This is a genomic window from Nonomuraea angiospora, assembly GCF_014873145.1.
GTDB classification, from domain to species: Bacteria; Actinomycetota; Actinomycetes; order Streptosporangiales; family Streptosporangiaceae; genus Nonomuraea; species Nonomuraea angiospora.
The window spans coordinates 11,624,589-11,641,286 of the sequence record NZ_JADBEK010000001.1 but is presented as its reverse complement, the minus strand read 5'-3'; the positions used below and the strand labels follow the sequence as shown (position 1 = coordinate 11,641,286).

Here is a 16,698-nt window from a genome sequence, read left to right as displayed (position 1 = left end):
AGCACTGCCCGAGCCCCGCCCGAGCCTCCGCCTGAGCACTGCCCGAGCCCTGGCCGAGCCTCATTTGAGCCCCGTCTGAGCTGGTGGAGACTGGGCTCGTGGACTTCGACGCGCTCATCGCCCGGCTCGACCTCGCCACCAAGGTCCGCCTGCTCACCGGGGCCGGCACGTGGTCGCTCCCGCCGCTGCCCGAGATCGGCCTCGATCGGCTCGTCATGAGCGACGGCCCGATCGGCGTACGCGGCGGGCGCTGGAGCGCGGCCGATCCCTCCATCGCGCTGCCCAGCCCGACCGCCCTGGCCGCCACCTGGGACGTGGACCTGGTCCGCCGGACCGGCCGGCTGCTGGCGCGGGAGGCCCGGCGCAAGGGCGTGCACGTCCTCCTCGCCCCCACGATCAACCTGCACCGCTCCCCGCTCGGCGGCCGGCATCTCGAGTGCTTCTCCGAGGACGCGTACCTGACGGGCGAGATCGGCGCCGCGTACGTCGAGGGCGTCCAGGAGGGCGGGGTGGCGGCAGCCCCGAAGCACTTCGGGACCGGCCGTTTCACCGCGGACGTCCGGGTGAGCGAGAAGGCGCTGCGCGAGGTCTATCTGCGGCCGTTCGAGCGGGTGGTGCGGGCCGGGGCGTGGGGTCTCATGACCGCCTGCAACTCGGTGAACGGCACGACCATGACCGAGCACGCCGGGCTGGTGAACGGGGTGCTGAAGGGCGAGTGGGGGTTCGACGGGGTCGTGGTGTCGGACTGGACGGCGGTGCGTACGACCGAGGCCGCGGCGCTGGGCGGCACCGACGTGGCGATGCCGGGACCGCACGGGCCGTGGGGCGAGAGGCTGGAGGCCGCCGTGCGGGAGGGGCGGGTGCCCGAGTCGGTCGTGGACGACCGGGTGCGCCGCATCCTGCGCCTGGCCCACCGCGTCGGAGCCCTCCACGGCGCGGAGCCCCCACCCGCCGACGAGCGGCCCGCCGCCGACAGCGGCAAAACGCCGGCCACCGATGCCCGACTCGCCGCCGACGACGCGAAAACGCCGGGCACCGACGGCGCTGAGCCGCCGGTCGCCGTCGAGGGGGTCGCGCTGGCTCGGGAGGTGGCCGCGCGCGGCGCCACGTTGCTCACCAACGACGGCATCCTGCCGTTCCAGCAGGTCAGGACCATCGCCCTGATCGGGGCGGCCGCCGCGGAGGCCCGGGTCATGGGCGGCGGGAGCGCGCAGGTCTCCCCGGGCCGGGTCGTCTCGCCGCTGCAGGGGCTCGGCGAGCGGGCCGGGGTCGAGGTCCGGTACGCGCCCGGCACCGACCCCCGCACCCGCCTGTCCCCCCTCCCCGGCCCCGCCACGGCCGCCTTCCTGGACGCCGAGGGCGCGGTGCTGGCGGAGCAGCCGCTGGCGACGGCCGAGGCGCGGTGGATCGGCCGGTTGCCGCCGGGCGTGGACGTCGACCGGCTGGCGGCGGTCCGGCTGCGTACCACGTACACGCCGGACGTTTCGGGCGAGCACCGGCTGTCGGTCGCGGGCGTGGGCGCCTTCGCCGTCACCGTCAACGGCGAGACCGTCCTCGACGAGAGCATCGGCCTGGACGGCGGCGACCCCGCCAGGGCGTTCCCGCCGCCGCCCGAGCGGCGGATCGGCCTGGCGATGGCGGCAGGTCAGGCGTACGAGGTGGTCGTGACGCACGCGGCCGGGGCGTTCGGCGGGATGGCGTCCGTGTCCTTCACGGTCGGCCACGCGATCCCCGGCCCCGGCGAGGACGAGCTCATGGCCGAGGCCGTGCGGGTGGCGGCGGAGTGCGACGTGGCGGTGGTCGTGGCCGCGACCATGCCGGAGGTGGAGAGCGAGGGCTTCGACCGCGCGGACCTCAGGCTGCCTGGGCGGCAGGACGAGCTCATCCACGCGGTGGCCGCGGCCAGCCCGCGCACCGTCGTGGTGGTCAACGCGGGTTCGCCGGTCGAGCTGCCGTGGGCGGAGGAGGTGGCGGCCGTGCTGCTCACCTGGTTCCCCGGGCAGGAGGCGGGGGCGGCGCTGGCGGACGTGCTGTTCGGGGACGCCGAGCCGGGCGGGCGGCTGCCCACCACGTGGCCGCGGCGGCTGGAGGACGCTCCGGTGGCCGGCGTGACGCCGGTGGACGGTGTGGTGGCCTATGAGGAGGGGACGTCGATCGGCTACCGGGCGTGGGAGCGTTCGGGCCGCGCGCCGGCGTTCTGGTTCGGGCACGGCCTGGGCTACACGACCTGGTCGTACGACTCGATCGCGGCCGAGGGCACGACCGTGACGGTGGCGGTCACCAACACCGGCGACCGCCCGGGCCGCGAGGTCGTGCAGGTGTACGTCGACGGGGCGCTGGCCGGGTTCGACGTGGTCGAGGCGGCGCCCGGGGAGAGCGTGCTCACGACCGTGTTCCTGCCGGAGCGGGCCTTCCAGGTCTGGGAGGACGGCGGCTGGCGGACCGTGGAGGGCGTTCACACGGTCGAGGCGGGCCGCCACGCGGCCGATCCGCGTCTTTCGGCGACCGTGAGGATCTAGCCGTGCGCGAAATGGCGGGGTCACGTTTTCCATACCGCACCTGTTGGTTTGTATCCTTCAGAGCATGGCAAAGTCCGAGGATCCAGAGAAGCCGGGGCGCATCAAGCAGCTCCGCATGATCGCGCAGATCATCAAGCAGGCCAACCCCAAGGGGTTGCCCATCGTCTTCCTCTCGGCGGTGGGCACGCTGGCTGTGGTCGTCGTGATCGGCCTGGTCACGGACTACTTGTGGTATTCGGTGTTCATCGGTGTGCTGGCCGCGCTCACGGTCGGTCTGGTGGTGTTCGGGCAGCTCGCCCAGAAGGCCCAATATTCGATCTTGCACGGCCAGACGGGTGCCGCGGCGGCGGTGCTGCAGGGCATGCGCGGCAACTGGCAGGTCACCCCTGCCATCGCGGTCACCCGCGACCAGGACCTCATCCACCTCGTGGTCGGCTATCCGGGCGTCGTGCTGGTGTCCGAGGGGCCGGGCAACCGGGTGGCGAAGATGCTGGCGGCCGAGAAGAAGCGGGTCGCGCGGGTGGTCCTGGGCATCGAGATCTACGACATCCAGTGCGGTGACGGCGAGGGGCAGGTGCCGCTCGGCAAGCTGCAGCGCCACCTGATGAAGCTGCCGCGCAACCTCAAGAAGCCCGCGGTCAACGAGGTGAAGGACCGGCTGCGCTCGCTGCCGAAGAACATGCCGCTGCCCAAGGGCCCCATGCCCAAGGGCGCGCGCATGCCACGCGGCCCCAAGATGCGCTAGTGCTGTCCTCCTCCGCACGGGCCAACCGCTGGTGGTGGGACGGCAACGCCGACGACTACCAGCTCGAACACGGTGAGTTCCTGCGCGACACCGGGTTCGTGTGGTGCCCCGAGGGCGTCGACGAGGCCGACGCGCACCTCCTGGGCGAGGTGCGCGGGCGGCGCGTGCTGGAGATCGGCTGCGGGGCGGCGCAGTGCGCCCGGTGGCTGGTGACGCAGGGCGCGCAGGTGGCCGCGTTCGACATCTCGCACCGGCAGCTGCGCCACTCCCAGCGCATCGACCTCGACACGGGGCTGCGCGTGCCCGTGGTCCAGGCCGACGCCGAGTCGCTGCCGTTCGCCGCGGCCGCCTTCGACCTGGCCTGCTCGGCGTTCGGCGCGCTGCCGTTCGTGGCCGACCCGCTCGCCGTCTTCCGCGAGGTGCGGCGGGTGCTCAGGCCGGGCGGCCGGTTCGTGTTCTCGGTGAGCCATCCGATCCGGTGGGCGTTCCCTGACGATCCGGGGCCGCGCGGGCTGACGTCCGACCGGTCCTACTTCGACCGCTCCCCTTACGAGGAGCGCGACGAACGGGGCACGGTCACCTACGCCGAGCACCACCGCACCATGGGTGACTGGGTCAACCTGCTGGTCGCCTCCGGGCTGACCGTCACGGGGCTGCTGGAGCCGGAGTGGCCGGAGGGGCACGAGCGGGTGTGGGGCGGCTGGAGCCCGCTGCGCGGCCGGCACCTGCCGGGCACGGCCATCTTCAGCTGCGCCCGTATCTAGCGGCCATGGCGTGGAAGACCTCCTTGGGCTCCCAGCGCCGCTCGTCGAGCATCCTGACCACGCCGTAGGAGCCCAGGTCGGCCTCGCCGGGCCGGTTGAAGGCGGCGAACGTGAACCACAGCGCGGTCTCCACGCCCTCCTGCTCGAAGATGTCCATCAGCTCGGTGAAGTAGCGCACCTGCTCGCCCTCGTCGCGCACCGCGCCCTCGGGCACCACCCAGGCCGAGCCGCCGCGCTCGCCCGCGCCGCGGTACGCGCAGGTGCCGAACTCCGTCACGGCGACCGGTTTGCCGTGCTTGAACCGGGCGCGTAGCTCGTCCGCGAAGTCGTGGGCGTTGTAGGCGGCTCGGTAGGCGTCCACGCCCGCCACGTCGAACGGGGCCCAGTCGACCGGCTCCCACGGCGCCGAGGCGTAGCTCAGCCGGCCGCCGAACAGCGGCCGCACGGTCCCGGCCACCTTCGCCAGGTAGGCGTTGAAGCGGGGCATGACCTGCGCGAGGGAGGTCCACCACTCCATGCCGCCGGCCATCATGGCGCCGAGCCGGTCGCCGTACCCGTCGCCGTCGATGAAGCCGTGGCCGAAGGCGGTGATCTCGCAGCCGGTGACCAGCACGACCTCGGCTCCGTCGCGGCGCACCGACTCGGCGCGCCGGGCCGCGTCCGCGAAGAGCGCCAGCATCGCGTCCTGCGTGAGGTCCACGGGGAACGGGGTGAACCAGATCTCGAGCCCGGCCGCCGCGGCCTGCCTGGCGGCCGCCTCGACGCGCTCGGGGTCGCGGCCGGAGATGCGTACGGACGTGCAGTGCAGGTCCTCCGCGATCGTCCGCATGTCGCGCCGGACGTCCTCGATGTGAAACGACCTGCGGCTCAGGCTGTCACCCGGCAGGAACCCGACATCATAGTTGATCCCCTTTTTCATGATTTATCCCCTTTTTTACGTGTGTGAGGCCGTGCTCCAGGAGGTCGAAGGCCAGCTCCACGTCGCCCGCCAGCCGCCGGCCCGCCTCCTCCAGCGGCTCGCCCGTGGCGATGCGCTGGAAGAAGGCCTCCTGGACGGTGGTGACGGCGGCGCTGATCTGCCCGGCCATGAGCCGCGCGGTCAGATCGTCGCCGGGGTAGGCCTCCCCGAGGGCCTCGGCCAGCTCATGGCGCTCGCTCATGTGCACCCCGTGCAGCGCGCCCATCAGGGCCTGGCTCGACGAGATCACCCGCACCCTCGCCAGCAGCGCCTCGACGTCCACCGCTCCCGCGCCCTGGGCGGCCATCGAGCGGTAGTGCTCGCGCAGCGCCTCAAGGGGCGAGCGCCCCTCGCCCCGCCCGGCCACGATCGCCGCCAGGTCCTCCTTGACCCCTTCGATGACGAGGCAGTCCTTGGTCGGGAAGTAGTTGAACAGCGTCACCTTGGCGACCCCGGCCGCCTCGGCGATCTCGTTGACGGTCACCGCGTCGTAGCCGCGCTCGTCGAACAGCCGCAGCGCCACCTCGGCGATCCGGCGCCGCGTCTGCTCCTTCTTCCGCTCCCTCAACCCCATGAGGGCAGCATAAACCGTACCGGGTACGTTTTTAAACCCGGTACGGCTTTTTACTCGGCTACATGCGGACGACCATCGTGTTGGACACGCGGTCGTGCAGCCCGCGGTGGTCGCGGTCCCAGATCAGGGCGGGCAGGGCCAGGCACAGGAGCACCGAGCGCACCAGCGCGGGCAGCCAGCGCGGGTCGCCGCCGTCCATCGCCGCCACCCTGATGCCCGCCAGCCGGTGGCCGAACGTCTGCCCCATGAACCCGACCAGGATCAGGTATTGCACGGCGAAGACGAGCGCGGGCGCCCACGGCTGCTCGGCCGGATTCATCCTGAGCAGCAGCTGCACGACGACCCACGTGCAGATCATCCAGTCGATGACCAGCGCGGCGATCCTGCGCCCCCAGCCGGCGATCGACCCGCTGCCCTCCTCGGGCAGCCCCAGGCGCTCCCCCGGGTATCCGAGATCGACCCCGGCGGACCTGACCCCGCCCAGCCAGGTCTGCGTCCAGCGAGGCTCCTTGCTGCTCATGCCCCCAACGGTATCCGCCCGGCAGGCCGGTCGGCATCGTGACCCAACCGCGTCGCGGAACGGCCATCATGTACGCCATGCCACACGGGGATGACCTTGACGCGCGCTTCAACGAGCTGGTCGCGCAGATCGACGAGGAGCAACAGCGCAGGATGCGCGCCGCGGCCGTCAAAGGCGCGAAAGAACAGCGGCGTACCGACCGCACAGCCAGACGCGAGAGCAGGTCGGCGCACTTATCCGGAGAATCCGGGGGAAACGGGGGATACGGGCCCGAGCCGCGGCGGCGGGTCGGGCGGGCGTGGATCGCGATGGCCGTGGTCACCTCGCTGATCGCGTCCGCGGGGGTGATCGTGGTCTTCCGTCCCGATCTGCTCACCCCAGGCGTCGTCGTGGACGAACCCCCGGTGCCGATCGACGAGCCGGACGTCGAACCCGCCGGCAATCCGGCGGACGAGGCCACCCAGGAGCCGGCGGAGGGCGCCGGCGAGGAGCCGGCGAGCCCGTTCGCCGGATCCCCCGCCGAGAAGTACTCCGAGGGGGCCGCCGGCTTCGCGATGCCGGAGGCGAAGGCGCTGGGCGGGCTGTCGGAGAAGGACGTCGCGAAGGGCCTGAAGCGCACCCGCGAGCTGCTGACGGCGGCCTTCCTGGACAGGAAGACGCTCCTGGGCGGCAAGCCGTCGGCGTTCACCAAGCTGCTGGACGCCGAGCAGCGCGACTGGTTCTCCGAGTACGCGAAGAAGCACAAGAAGAAGGCCGCGCCCTTCGTCATCCAGTTCGCCAAGGGCACGGCCGAGTTCGCCACCGACGTGATCAAGGTGCACGGCCGGGTCAAGCTGGGCACCTTCAAGGACGGCGGCCGCCGCGGCGTCGAGCTCAAGCTGAACCACCTCGTCGTCTACGCCGTGCACCGACCGGGCCGGCCGGACACCACCATCCGGGTGGTCGCCCATCCCACCGGCAAGGTGTGGCTGTACCGTGAGGAGGGACGGCTGGTGGTGTGGCCGCTGAGCTGGGGGGCGAGCAGCACACCGGCGAGCTGCGACACGCGGGACGAGTTCATTCATCCGGTGTTCGAGGACTCGCCTCGGGGTACGGTGGCGCCCACGGGAGCGCCCATCGATCCGTACGAGCTGGAAGAGGACGATTCCGAGGGTTGCACCGCTTCCAAGGGCACCTGACCTGCGTAACATGTGCGAAACAATCGAGACACCACACGGAAACGGCCACGCCCTAGCGTCGGCATGATGGCCAGTCCCCAGGGAGGTTCGAGAGTGTTCAACTCCGCCGACGACGTCCTGAAGTTCATCAGTGACGAAGGGGTGCAGTTCGTCGATGTCAGGTTCACCGACCTGCCGGGGACGACTCACCACTTCACCTTCCCGGTAGAAAACTTCAGCGCGAGCGTCTTCACCGACGGACTCATGTTCGACGGCTCGTCGATCCGCGGTTTCCAGGCGATCCACGAGTCCGACATGCTTCTGCTGCCCGACCCGTCCAGCGCCGTGGTGGACCCGTTCCGCCAGCACAAGACGCTCAACCTGAACTTTTTCGTGCACGACCCGCTGACCGGCGAGGCCTACAGCCGCGACCCGCGTAACGTCGCGCGCAAGGCCGAGGAGTTCCTCCGGGGCACGGGCATCGCCGACACGGTCTACTTCGGACCCGAGGCCGAGTTCTACATCTTCGACGACGTGCGCTTCGAGACGAAGCAGAACGCCGGCTACTACTACATCGACTCCATCGAGGGCGCCTGGAACACCGGCAAGGCCACCGAGGGCGGCAACCTCGGCTACAAGCCGCGCTACAAGGGCGGCTACTTCCCGGTCCCGCCGATGGACCACTTCACCGACCTGCGCTCCGAGATGGTGCGCAACCTCATCGAGTGCGGCATCGACGTCGAGATGCAGCACCACGAGGTCGGCACGGCGGGCCAGGCGGAGATCGACTTCAAGTTCGGCACGCTGCTCAAGACCGCCGACAACCTGATGCTGTACAAGTACATCATCAAGAGCACGGCGCTCGAGTTCGGTCACACGGTCACGTTCATGCCCAAGCCGATCTTCGGTGACAACGGCTCCGGCATGCACTGCCACCAGTCGCTGTGGAAGGACGGCTCGCCGCTCTTCTACGACGAGGTCGGCTACGCGGGCCTGTCCGACACGGCCCGCTACTACATCGGCGGCCTGCTCAAGCACGCGCCGTCGCTGCTGGCCTTCACCAACCCGACGGTCAACTCCTACCACCGCCTGGTCCCCGGCTACGAGGCCCCGGTCAACCTGGTCTACTCCCAGCGCAACCGGTCGGCCTGCGTCCGGATCCCGATCACGGGCTCCAACCCGAAGGCCAAGCGCATCGAGTTCCGCGTGCCCGACCCGTCCTGCAACCCGTACTTCGCCTTCGCGGCGATGCTGATGGCGGGCATCGACGGCATCCGCAACAAGATCGAGCCGCCGGAGCCCGTCGACAAGGACCTCTACGAGCTGCCGCCGGAGGAGGCCCGCAACATCCCGCAGGTGCCCGGCTCGCTCACCGACGTGCTCAACGCGCTGGAGGAGGACCACGACTACCTGCTCGAGGGCGGCGTCTTCACGCCTGACCTGATCGAGACGTGGATCTCCTACAAGCGGGAGAACGAGGTCGACCCGATCCGCCTGCGCCCGCACCCGCACGAGTTCGAGCTGTACTACGACGTGTAGTCCGGCACGCGCACGGCGAACGGCCCGGGACCGAGCACGGTCCCGGGCCGCTTCATGTCACGCCGGGAACTCGAACCGGGGCTCGGCCGGGCCGAGGATCGTGTAGTCCGGCGGCGTCATGGACCAGACGGCGGCCAGCTCGTCCGAGAGCCCGGCCATGAGGGACTCGACGTCCTTCCCGGCCGTCTCGTGCAGCGCCTCGGCGACGATCAGGACGTCGGTGGTCGTGTCGCGGACGGCCGAGTGGCCGCTCTGGCGGTTGGTCCAGCGGCGGGCGTGCGCCCTGCCCTCCGCGTCGGCGAAGATCACCTCGCCGGGCGGCGGGTGCTCGGTCTCGCCGGAGAAGGTCAGGTACGTCTCGTCGCCCGCCGCGTACCTGACCTCCACGTACTGCGAGATCTTGGAGACGTCGAACACCGCCACCGGGATCGCGTACGCGAGGGAGAACGCGTTGCACAAGTCGATCAGCGGGTGCAGGCGCGGCAGCGCGCCCTCCTTGCGGAAGCGGCGCAGCAGGGACTCCGAGGCGCAGCGGTACTGGGTCGGCTTGAGGCCCATCTTCGAGAACGCCCGCCGCCACGCCTGGATCTCCGGCAGCTCGCCCTCCGAGGAGGTCTCGAGCCGCGCCGCGGCGAGCTCGCCGAGCTCGAGGATCGAGTCGTCGGCGGAGACGTCCGCCGAGACGCCCGACGCGACCAGCACGCCGGGGACGAGCTCCGGGAAGTCCCGCCAGATGTCACTCGAATGCTGGAAACGCACGCTCCACCTCACCATCCCCGACAAACCCCCGGCCCTGCGCCGATCACGATACTCGCAAGTCAGGTCAGGGCGGCAGTGCGGGCGCGCCAGGCGCCCGCCGCGTAGCACAGGCAGGTCAGGGCCGTCAGGACGGCCGCCGCCAGCAGGGGCCGGCCGACGACGCCCATGACCGCCACGCCGAGGGTCGCGCCGGCCTGGCGGAAGGCGTTCAGGACGCCGCCCGCCGTGCCCGCCGTCCCCGGCGGCGCGCTGTTGACCATGCCCGCCATCAGCGCGGGCAGCACGAACGACAGCCCGAACCCCATCACCACCAGCCACCACGCCAGCGCGTCCGTGAGGGCGACGCCGGCCAGGCCGGTCGCGAGCAGGGCCAGGCCGCACAGGATCGGCGGGCGCGGGCCGTGGCGGGCCACCAGGCGGCCGGTGAGCAGCGGGTTCACGGTCATGGGGAGGGTGAGCGGCAGGAAGGCCAGCCCGGCGGCCAGCGGGGTCAGGTGGCGGGTGTCCTGCAGCAGGAGGGTGAGGACGAACAGGGCGCCGGCGAAGGCGAAGTTGGCCACCGTGCCGGCGAGCAGTTCGGGCCAGGTGGCGGCGAGCAGGCCGCCGGGCAGCGCGGGGGCGTGGCTGCGGCGCTCCACCGGCACCAGCGCGGCCAGTACGGCCAGGGCCGCGACGCCCGCCAGGACCGAGGGGCCGATCAGGGCCTGCGCCACCAGGGCCAGGAACGCGCAGGCCAGCGCCTGGACCCGCCAGTCGATCCCGCGGTGGCCGCGCGGCGAGCTGACCCGGCGCATGGCCAGCAGGCTGATCAGGGCGAGGGGCGGGTTGAGCAGGAAGACGGCGCGCCAGCCGTACAGGTCCACCAGGAGACCGCCCAGCAGCGGGCCGGCGGCGAGCGCGGTGCCGGTGATGGCCGCCCACAGACCGGTGGCGCGGGCGCGGGCGGCCGGGTCGGGGAAGAGCTGCGGGAGCAGTCCGAGCGAGCCGCCCGTGCAGAGCGCGCCCGCCACGCCCAGCAGGGCCCGCAGCCCGACCAGCACGCCCAGGTGCGGCGCCGCGGCGCTCAGCAGCGAGATCGCGCCGAAGGCCACCACGCCGGCCTTGAAGATCCGGGCCGCGCCGTACCGGTCGGCCACCGCTCCCCCGACGAGCAGCGAGGCGGCGAAGGCGACCGTGTACGCGTTCACCGCCCACTGCTGCCCGGCCAGCGAGCCGCCGAGCGAGGCCCGCAGATCGGGCAGCGCGATCGTCAGCACGGTCGTGTCGAGGATCACGAGGAAGTAGGCGAGGGAGAATCCGAACATCATGCGCCCAGCCTGCTGAAACGCCGCATCCGCCCTCAACAGGCGCTGCCTCAGGGGGCGTTCGGGAAAACCGTATGCTGGCGGATATGGATTTGCGGCAGTTGCGCGGGTTCGTCGCGGTGGCGAGGACGGGTACCGTCACCGGGGCGGCGAACAGCCTCGGCCTCGCCCCCGCGTCGGTGTCGGAGCAGGTGCGCCGCCTGGAGCGGAGCCTCGGGGTCGCGCTCTTCGAGCGCACGCCTCAGGGCATGCGGCTGACCGAGCAGGGCGCCACGCTGCTGGCGCGGGCACCGGGGCTGCTCGACCACGCCGACGAGGTGCGCCGCGCCGTCACCGGGCAGCGGCGCAAGGTGCGGATCGGCGCGCTGGAGATGCTCGCCGCGGCCCGGATGCCCGCCGTGATCCGCCGTTTGTCGGAACGCCACCCCGACCTGGACGTGGACGTGCGCTCGCACACCAGGCAGTCGCTGCTGGCCGGGGTGGCGGCCGGCGAGCTGGACGCGGTGCTCCTGGTGGACACGGGCCCGCGGATCGGCGGGCTCGGGTTCACCATGCCGTACGACCCCGGCTCCGGGCCGGTGGCGCCCGATCTGGACTTCCTGGACGTGGGTGAGGTCGGGCTGGCGCTGGTCGCAGCGCCGGACGGGGATCGGGAGCCGCTGCTGGTCAGCCCGCCGGGCTGCTCGATCCGGCTGGCCGCCGACCGGGTGTTCGGCGCGGAGGTGCCGCGCAGGGAGCTGACCAGCATCGCCACCGCCCGCGAATGGGCCAGGCAGGGGCTCGGCAGCGCGCTGCTGCCGGACTTCGCGCTGGAGCCCGACCTGGCCTCCGGCGCTCTGATGCGGCTCGGCTTCGAGACGCCCGCGCTGGCGCTGCGGCTGGTCTGGCTACGCGGCCGCGAGCCCGCCCTGCGCGACGTCCTCTACGCCATGAGCGCCCCTACGGACGCCTGATGTGGTAGGCCACGTGCGGGAACAGGGGGTGGTCCGGCGCCAGCCGCGTGTGGCCGAAGTCGGTCAGGTGGGTCATGCCCAGGCGCTTCATCACGGCCTGGGAGCGGACGTTGCTCTTGGCCGTCATGGAGACGATCTCGTCCAGTCCGGCCTCCTCGAACGCGTACCTGAGCACCTGCCTGGCCGCCTCGGTGGCGTACCCGTGGCCCCAGGCGGGGCGTGCCAGCCGCCACCCGATCTCCCACGCGGGCAGGAACGGCGCGTCGAAGGTCTGCCAGATCAGGCCGGCGAAGCCGATGAACTCGCCGCTGTCGCGCACCTCCAGCGCCCACAGCCCGTGGCCGGCCTTGTCGAACTCCTCCTCGATCCTGTCGACGAAGTGGTCGCTCTCGGCGCGGGTGAGCGGGGCGGGGAAGTGCTCCATCACCTCGGGGTCGGCGTTCATCGCGGCGAATGGTTCCCGGTCTTCGTCGCGCCATCTGCGCATGATCAAACGCTGGGTGTCCATCCGACCTACGATAGGCCCGTCCGCGGCTTTCCCGCCGACGTCTCATCCGTCCTCCGGGGAGCAGAGGAAGGGACGACGCCCGCGGGGGCCTACAGGACGCGGCTGAGGAAGGCCTTGGTGCGGGGGCTGGTGGGGTTGTCGAGGACCTCCTTGGGCGTGCCCGACTCGACCACGACGCCGCCGTCCATGAACACCACCCGATCGGCCACCTCCCGCGCGAACCCGATCTCGTGGGTCACCACGATCATGGTCAGCCCGTCCTCGGCGAGGCCCTTCATGGTGGCCAGCACCTCACCGACCAGCTCCGGGTCCAGCGCGCTGGTCGGCTCGTCGAACAGCATCAGCTTGGGCCGCATCGCCAGCGCCCTGGCGATCGCCACCCGCTGCTGCTGCCCGCCGGAGAGCTGCCTGGGGTAGCTGCCCGCCTTGTCCTCCAGGCCGACGCGGCGCAGCAGGCCGAGCGCCCGTTCGCGGGCCTGCCCGCGCGGCTCGCGGCGCACGCCGACCGGCGCCTCCATGACGTTCTGCAACACCGTGAAGTGCGGGAACAGGTTGAACTGCTGGAAGACCATGCCGATCTCCCGCCGCTGGCGGGTGATCTCGCTCTTGCGCAGGTGCCGCACCTTGCCGCCGGACTCCTGAAACCCGATCAGCTCCCCGTCCACGAAGATGGAGCCGCCGTCGATGGCCTCCAGGTGGTTCACGCAGCGCAGGAACGTCGACTTGCCCGACCCGGAGGGGCCGAGGATCACCACGACCTCCCCCGCCTGGACGTCCAGGTCGATGCCCTTGAGGACTTCGAGGTGGCCGAAGTGCTTGCGCACGGCGTGGGCGTGGACCATGGGGACGGTCATGACGTCACCTCCGAGGGACGGCGCCGGCGGAAGGTCAGGAAGGCCCAGAAGCTCTGCGGCGCGTGCCTGGTGGCCCCGCGGGCGTAGTGCCGCTCGATGAACGACTGGCCGACGTACAGGATCGAGGTGATGACCAGGTACCAGACGCAGGCGACGATCAGCAGCGGGATGGTCTGGAAGGTGCGGTTGTAGATCGACTGCACCGTGTAGAGCAGGTCGGCCAGGGCGATGACGCTCACCAGCGACGTGGCCTTCAGCATGCTGATCACCTGGCTGCCGGTGGGCGGGATGATGAACCGCATGGCCTGCGGCAGCACGATCCTGCGGAAGGTGCGCGCGTTGCTCATGCCGAGCGCCGAGGCGGCCTCGGTCTGCCCGGGGTCCACCGACATGAGCCCGCCGCGGATGATCTCCGCCATGTACGCGCCCTCGTTCAGCCCGAGCCCGAGGATGGCCGCGAGCAGCGGGGTGATGACCAGGTTCGTGTCGGCGCTGATGAACTCCGGGCCGAACGGGATGCCGAGGGAGATCTTGGGCAGCAGGTACGACAGGTTGTACCAGAGCACGAGCTGCACCAGCACCGGCGTGCCGCGGAAGAACCACACGTAGAGCCCGCAGGCCGCCCGCGCGACGGGGTTCTCGGAGAGCCGGCCGATGGCCAGCAGCACCCCGAGCACCACGCCCACGAACATCGCGATCACGGTGAGCAGCAGCGTGGTGAAGATGCCCTGGCCGATGACCTGCGCGTTGACGTAACGGAAGACCACGTCCCACTGGAAGTTGGGGTTGGTGACCAGCAGGCTCACGAGCTGGGCGGCCAACACCAGCAGGATGATCGAGGCCACCCAGCGCAGCGGATGGCGCGTGCGGGACGCGCCCGCGACGTCGACGTCCGGCAGTCCGCTCATGATCCCGCCAGGTTGACGCCGGCCTTGTCCAGCTTGTTGTCGGACGTGCCCCACCTGTCCATGATCTTGGCGTAGGTGCCGTTGTCGATCAGCTTCTGGATGCCGTCCTTGACCACGTCACGCAGCGGCGAGTCCTTGCCGACGACGGCCCCCTGGTAAAGGTCGTCGAAGCCGTTGCTCTGCCCCTTGCCGGCCAGCTCCAGCTTGCCGCCGGACTGCGAAACGAAGTAGGTGAGCGGCGCCTGCGAGGAGAAGAACGCGTCGGCCCGGCCCGAGCTGACCGCCAGCACGGAGGTGGGCTGGTCCTTGTACGACTGCACGGTGATCTTCGGCTTGCCGTCCTTGGCGCAGGTCTCGGACTGGTTCTTGATCACGGCTTCGGCGGAGCCGCCGGCCATGACCGAGATCTTCAGCCCGCACGTGTCCGCCACCGAGTTGATCTTCTTGGGGTTCCCCTTCGGCACGGCGAAGACCACGAACTCCTTGACCCAGTCCACGAAGTCGTTGGCCTTCTGCCGGTCGGCGAAGTCGCCCACCGGGCCGATGGCCAGGTCGTAGCGGCCCGACGCGATGCCGGTGAGCTGGCTGGGCAGGCCGTCCACGGTGACGTGCTCGATCTTGACGCCGAGCACCTGTCCCAGGGCCTCCGACAGGTCGGCGGCGGCGCCGGTCATGGACTTGCCGTCCGCACCGGCGATCTCGTACGGCGGGAACGAGCCGTTGTTCACCGAGACCAGCTTGCCGGCGGTCTTCACCTTGTCGGGCAGCCGGTCGTACAGGGCCTGGTCCTTGCCCTGGGCGGCCTCGGTGCCGGAGGCGGCGGGCTGGGAGCTCAGCGCGCCCTGGGCCTCCTCGGGGTTGGCACCGCAGCCGGCCAGCAGGAGGGCGGCGCCGAGCAGGGCAGCCGTCGCGTACTTAGACATGTCGCTCCAATCGGGGGTCGACGGCGAAGCGCCGGTTCTCGAGGACGGGGAGGCTGAGGCGGGCTCGTTCGAGCTCCTCCATGGAGGCGTCGGCCCAGAGCAGGCCCGGCGCGTCGCCGAGGCGGGCCCGGGTGATGCCGAGCGGGTCGACGACCATGCTGGCGCCGATGTTGCGGCGGCCGCACTCGCCGGAGGCGGCCAGGTAGACGGTGTTCTCCAGGGCGCGGGCGGTCACCATGACCTCCCAGTGCCATTCCTTGGCCGGGCCGCGCACCCACGCGGTGGGCAGCGCGATCACCTGGGCGCCCTGGTCGGCCAGGAGCCTGGCCAGCTCGGGGAAGCGCACGTCGTAGCAGGTCATCATGCCGACCTTCCAGCCGGCCACGTCGATCACCACGGGCGCGTTCGTGCCGGGCACGACGTTGTCGGACTCGCGCCGGCCGAAGGCGTCGTACAGGTGCAGCTTGGTGTACGTCCCGACGATCTCGCCGTCCCTGGCGGCCACCAGGACGTTGAACACCCGGCCGTCGCCCGACGGGGTGTGCACGCCGGCGATCACGGTGGTGGACGAGCCGCGCGTGCGCTCGACCAGCCCGCTGACGAACGGCCCGTCCAGCGGCTGGGCGGCCTCGCGGATGCGCGTCGGCTCGTCGACGAACAGGGCCATCGCGCCCTCGGGCAGGACCAGCAGGTCGGCGCCGCCCTCGGCGGCCCGGTCGATCAGGTCCTGGCAGGTCTTGAGGTTGACCGCCCAGTCCTCCGCGGACGCGAACTGTCCAACGGCGATTCTCATATGTCGAAGACCTCCTCGGGTCGGATGCGGCGGTTGGAGATGCCCTGGGCGTGCAGTTCCTCGCAGAAGGCGGCGATCATGGCGGCGTTGGGCGCGACGCCGTACGGCATCCAGTCGGGGCCGAAGGTCCGCGCCGTCTCCGTCAGGTCGGCCAGCAGCCAGGGCGTGGTGTCGGCGAGCAGCCGCCGCCGGGCCAGCCAGTGCCGCTTGGAGCGTTCGAGCAGGTTCTGAACAGCTTGAGGCAGCCCCGGGTCGCGCTCGACGGCCTCGCGCTTCAGCGTCACCAGGTGGATGCCGGGCACGAAGCCGGTCTCCCGGTAGTAGGCCAGCTCGGCGGCGCGGTGGTCGGGGAGCAGGTGGCGGAAGCGGCTGTCCGGGGTGAAGAACTCGTCGGGCATGAACGGGGTCATGATCGCGTCGTAGCGGCCCTCGGCGAGCCCTTCGGCCAGGCCGTCGCCGGTCAGCGAGACGTTGTCGGGGAACGGGACGGGGCCGACGCGGTCCTTGCCGGTCTCCCCGGCGACCAGCGGGCCGACCGTCCACTCGATGCCCCTGATGTCCACGCCGGCGGCCCTGAGCAGGGCGCGGGTCCAGGTGTTGCCGGAGTCCGGCCAGCCGGTCAGGCCGATGCGGGCGCCCTTGAGCTCCTCCAGCGAGGTCAGCTCGCTGTCGCGGCGGACGAGGACGCACCGGTGCCGGAAGCCGCGCATCACGAAGACCGGCAGGCCCACCAGGCGGTCGTCGCCCGCGGCGCGGCCGAGGACGTACCTGCTGAAGGACGTCTCACCGCCGTCCAGGCCCGGCTCGCTCAGGACGTCCGGGGTGACGGCGCGGGACTCCAGGTCCAGCTCGAACCCCTCGGGCCGCACCTCCCCCGTCGCCACCGGTACGAGATGGTCCCAATCCCGCAGACCCAACCG

General features: G+C 71.4%; 17 protein-coding genes. 6 read left to right on the top strand and 11 right to left on the bottom strand.

Annotation, left to right across the window (positions count from 1 at the left end):
* Window positions 1–83 precede the first annotated feature (83 nt).
* The 3 genes from H4W80_RS53385 to H4W80_RS53375 all read left to right on the top strand — a co-directional run bounded on the left by H4W80_RS53385 (window position 84) and on the right by H4W80_RS53375 (window position 4,028).
* Complete coding sequence (locus H4W80_RS53385; protein WP_318787499.1) at window positions 84–2,519, top strand: glycoside hydrolase family 3 C-terminal domain-containing protein; 2,436 nt, start codon at window positions 84–86, stop codon at window positions 2,517–2,519.
* Window positions 2,520–2,583: 64 nt separating this feature from the next.
* Entirely contained in the window at window positions 2,584–3,264 is a 681-nt protein-coding gene (locus tag H4W80_RS53380) for a DUF4191 domain-containing protein (protein ID WP_192792063.1), read from the top strand.
* Window positions 3,264–4,028 carry a class I SAM-dependent methyltransferase gene (locus H4W80_RS53375; RefSeq protein ID WP_192792062.1) on the top strand — a complete coding sequence of 255 codons (765 nt, stop codon included), beginning with the start codon at window positions 3,264–3,266 and terminating at the stop codon, window positions 4,026–4,028. Before H4W80_RS53380 ends, H4W80_RS53375 begins: the two co-directional genes overlap by 1 nt.
* Here the strand turns inward: H4W80_RS53375 and H4W80_RS53370 are convergent.
* From H4W80_RS53370 to H4W80_RS53360, 3 genes are read right to left on the bottom strand one after another with little or no spacing between them, the layout of a single operon-like run.
* Window positions 4,009–4,947, bottom strand: coding sequence for a hypothetical protein (locus tag H4W80_RS53370; RefSeq protein WP_225964178.1), 939 nt, complete (start codon window positions 4,945–4,947; stop codon window positions 4,009–4,011). The two genes, H4W80_RS53375 and H4W80_RS53370, sit on opposite strands and share 20 nt — an antisense overlap.
* Complete coding sequence (locus H4W80_RS53365) at window positions 4,925–5,560, bottom strand: TetR/AcrR family transcriptional regulator (RefSeq protein WP_192792061.1); 636 nt, start codon at window positions 5,558–5,560, stop codon at window positions 4,925–4,927. Before H4W80_RS53365 ends, H4W80_RS53370 begins: the two co-directional genes overlap by 23 nt.
* A gap of 58 nt (window positions 5,561–5,618) precedes the next feature.
* Window positions 5,619–6,080: an RDD family protein gene (locus H4W80_RS53360; protein ID WP_192792060.1), complete on the bottom strand. Its 462-nt coding sequence runs from the start codon at window positions 6,078–6,080 to the stop codon at window positions 5,619–5,621.
* Window positions 6,081–6,157: 77 nt separating this feature from the next.
* Between H4W80_RS53360 and H4W80_RS53355 the strand changes: the two genes are divergently transcribed.
* On the top strand, window positions 6,158–7,258 hold the full coding sequence (locus tag H4W80_RS53355) for a hypothetical protein (protein ID WP_192792059.1): 1,101 nt from the start codon (window positions 6,158–6,160) through the stop codon (window positions 7,256–7,258).
* A 93-nt stretch (window positions 7,259–7,351) separates the two neighbouring features.
* On the top strand, window positions 7,352–8,776 hold the full coding sequence (gene glnA, locus H4W80_RS53350; RefSeq protein ID WP_192792058.1) for a type I glutamate--ammonia ligase: 1,425 nt from the start codon (window positions 7,352–7,354) through the stop codon (window positions 8,774–8,776).
* Window positions 8,777–8,833: 57 nt separating this feature from the next.
* Here the strand turns inward: glnA and H4W80_RS53345 are convergent, their stop codons facing one another.
* Together H4W80_RS53345 and H4W80_RS53340 are read right to left on the bottom strand one after the other, a co-directional pair.
* A complete protein-coding gene (locus H4W80_RS53345) occupies window positions 8,834–9,535 on the bottom strand; it encodes a B3/B4 domain-containing protein (RefSeq protein ID WP_192792057.1) in 702 nt (233 codons plus the stop codon).
* 59 nt (window positions 9,536–9,594) lie between these two features.
* Window positions 9,595–10,842, bottom strand: a complete 1,248-nt coding sequence (locus H4W80_RS53340) for an MFS transporter (RefSeq protein WP_225964176.1) — start codon at window positions 10,840–10,842, stop codon at window positions 9,595–9,597.
* A gap of 83 nt (window positions 10,843–10,925) precedes the next feature.
* Between H4W80_RS53340 and H4W80_RS53335 the strand changes: the two genes are divergently transcribed.
* Window positions 10,926–11,792: a LysR family transcriptional regulator gene (locus tag H4W80_RS53335; RefSeq protein ID WP_192792056.1), complete on the top strand. Its 867-nt coding sequence runs from the start codon at window positions 10,926–10,928 to the stop codon at window positions 11,790–11,792.
* Here the strand turns inward: H4W80_RS53335 and H4W80_RS53330 are convergent.
* From H4W80_RS53330 to H4W80_RS53305, 6 genes are all read right to left on the bottom strand, one after another.
* On the bottom strand, window positions 11,779–12,300 hold the full coding sequence (locus tag H4W80_RS53330) for a GNAT family N-acetyltransferase (protein ID WP_192792055.1): 522 nt from the start codon (window positions 12,298–12,300) through the stop codon (window positions 11,779–11,781). The genes H4W80_RS53335 and H4W80_RS53330 overlap by 14 nt on opposite strands.
* 89 nt (window positions 12,301–12,389) lie before the next feature.
* Complete coding sequence (locus H4W80_RS53325) at window positions 12,390–13,154, bottom strand: amino acid ABC transporter ATP-binding protein (protein WP_318787498.1); 765 nt, start codon at window positions 13,152–13,154, stop codon at window positions 12,390–12,392.
* Complete coding sequence (locus H4W80_RS53320) at window positions 13,151–14,062, bottom strand: amino acid ABC transporter permease (protein ID WP_192792054.1); 912 nt, start codon at window positions 14,060–14,062, stop codon at window positions 13,151–13,153. The genes H4W80_RS53325 and H4W80_RS53320 overlap by 4 nt, the downstream gene beginning before the upstream one ends.
* Window positions 14,059–14,985 (bottom strand): ABC transporter substrate-binding protein, encoded by a 927-nt coding sequence (locus tag H4W80_RS53315; RefSeq protein WP_192792053.1) that lies wholly within the window; start codon window positions 14,983–14,985, stop codon window positions 14,059–14,061. Before H4W80_RS53315 ends, H4W80_RS53320 begins: the two co-directional genes overlap by 4 nt.
* Window positions 14,978–15,778 (bottom strand): deaminated glutathione amidase, encoded by an 801-nt coding sequence (locus H4W80_RS53310; protein WP_192792052.1) that lies wholly within the window; start codon window positions 15,776–15,778, stop codon window positions 14,978–14,980. The genes H4W80_RS53315 and H4W80_RS53310 overlap by 8 nt, the downstream gene beginning before the upstream one ends.
* Window positions 15,775–16,695, bottom strand: a complete 921-nt coding sequence (locus tag H4W80_RS53305) for a substrate-binding domain-containing protein (protein WP_225964175.1) — start codon at window positions 16,693–16,695, stop codon at window positions 15,775–15,777. Before H4W80_RS53305 ends, H4W80_RS53310 begins: the two co-directional genes overlap by 4 nt.
* Between the last annotated feature and the right edge of the window lie 3 nt (window positions 16,696–16,698).

Coding starts and splice junctions, on each gene's coding strand:
- H4W80_RS53360 (WP_192792060.1), bottom strand. CDS start 6,080: ATGAGCAGCAAGGAGCCTCGCTGGACGCAGACCTGGCTGGGCGGGGTC.
- H4W80_RS53370 (WP_225964178.1), bottom strand. CDS start 4,947: ATGAAAAAGGGGATCAACTATGATGTCGGGTTCCTGCCGGGTGACAGC.
- H4W80_RS53330 (WP_192792055.1), bottom strand. CDS start 12,300: ATGGACACCCAGCGTTTGATCATGCGCAGATGGCGCGACGAAGACCGG.
- H4W80_RS53325 (WP_318787498.1), bottom strand. CDS start 13,154: ATGACCGTCCCCATGGTCCACGCCCACGCCGTGCGCAAGCACTTCGGC.
- H4W80_RS53310 (WP_192792052.1), bottom strand. CDS start 15,778: ATGAGAATCGCCGTTGGACAGTTCGCGTCCGCGGAGGACTGGGCGGTC.
- H4W80_RS53320 (WP_192792054.1), bottom strand. CDS start 14,062: ATGAGCGGACTGCCGGACGTCGACGTCGCGGGCGCGTCCCGCACGCGC.
- H4W80_RS53335 (WP_192792056.1), top strand. CDS start 10,926: ATGGATTTGCGGCAGTTGCGCGGGTTCGTCGCGGTGGCGAGGACGGGT.
- H4W80_RS53380 (WP_192792063.1), top strand. CDS start 2,584: ATGGCAAAGTCCGAGGATCCAGAGAAGCCGGGGCGCATCAAGCAGCTC.
- H4W80_RS53355 (WP_192792059.1), top strand. CDS start 6,158: ATGCCACACGGGGATGACCTTGACGCGCGCTTCAACGAGCTGGTCGCG.
- H4W80_RS53365 (WP_192792061.1), bottom strand. CDS start 5,560: ATGGGGTTGAGGGAGCGGAAGAAGGAGCAGACGCGGCGCCGGATCGCC.
- H4W80_RS53340 (WP_225964176.1), bottom strand. CDS start 10,842: ATGATGTTCGGATTCTCCCTCGCCTACTTCCTCGTGATCCTCGACACG.
- H4W80_RS53315 (WP_192792053.1), bottom strand. CDS start 14,985: ATGTCTAAGTACGCGACGGCTGCCCTGCTCGGCGCCGCCCTCCTGCTG.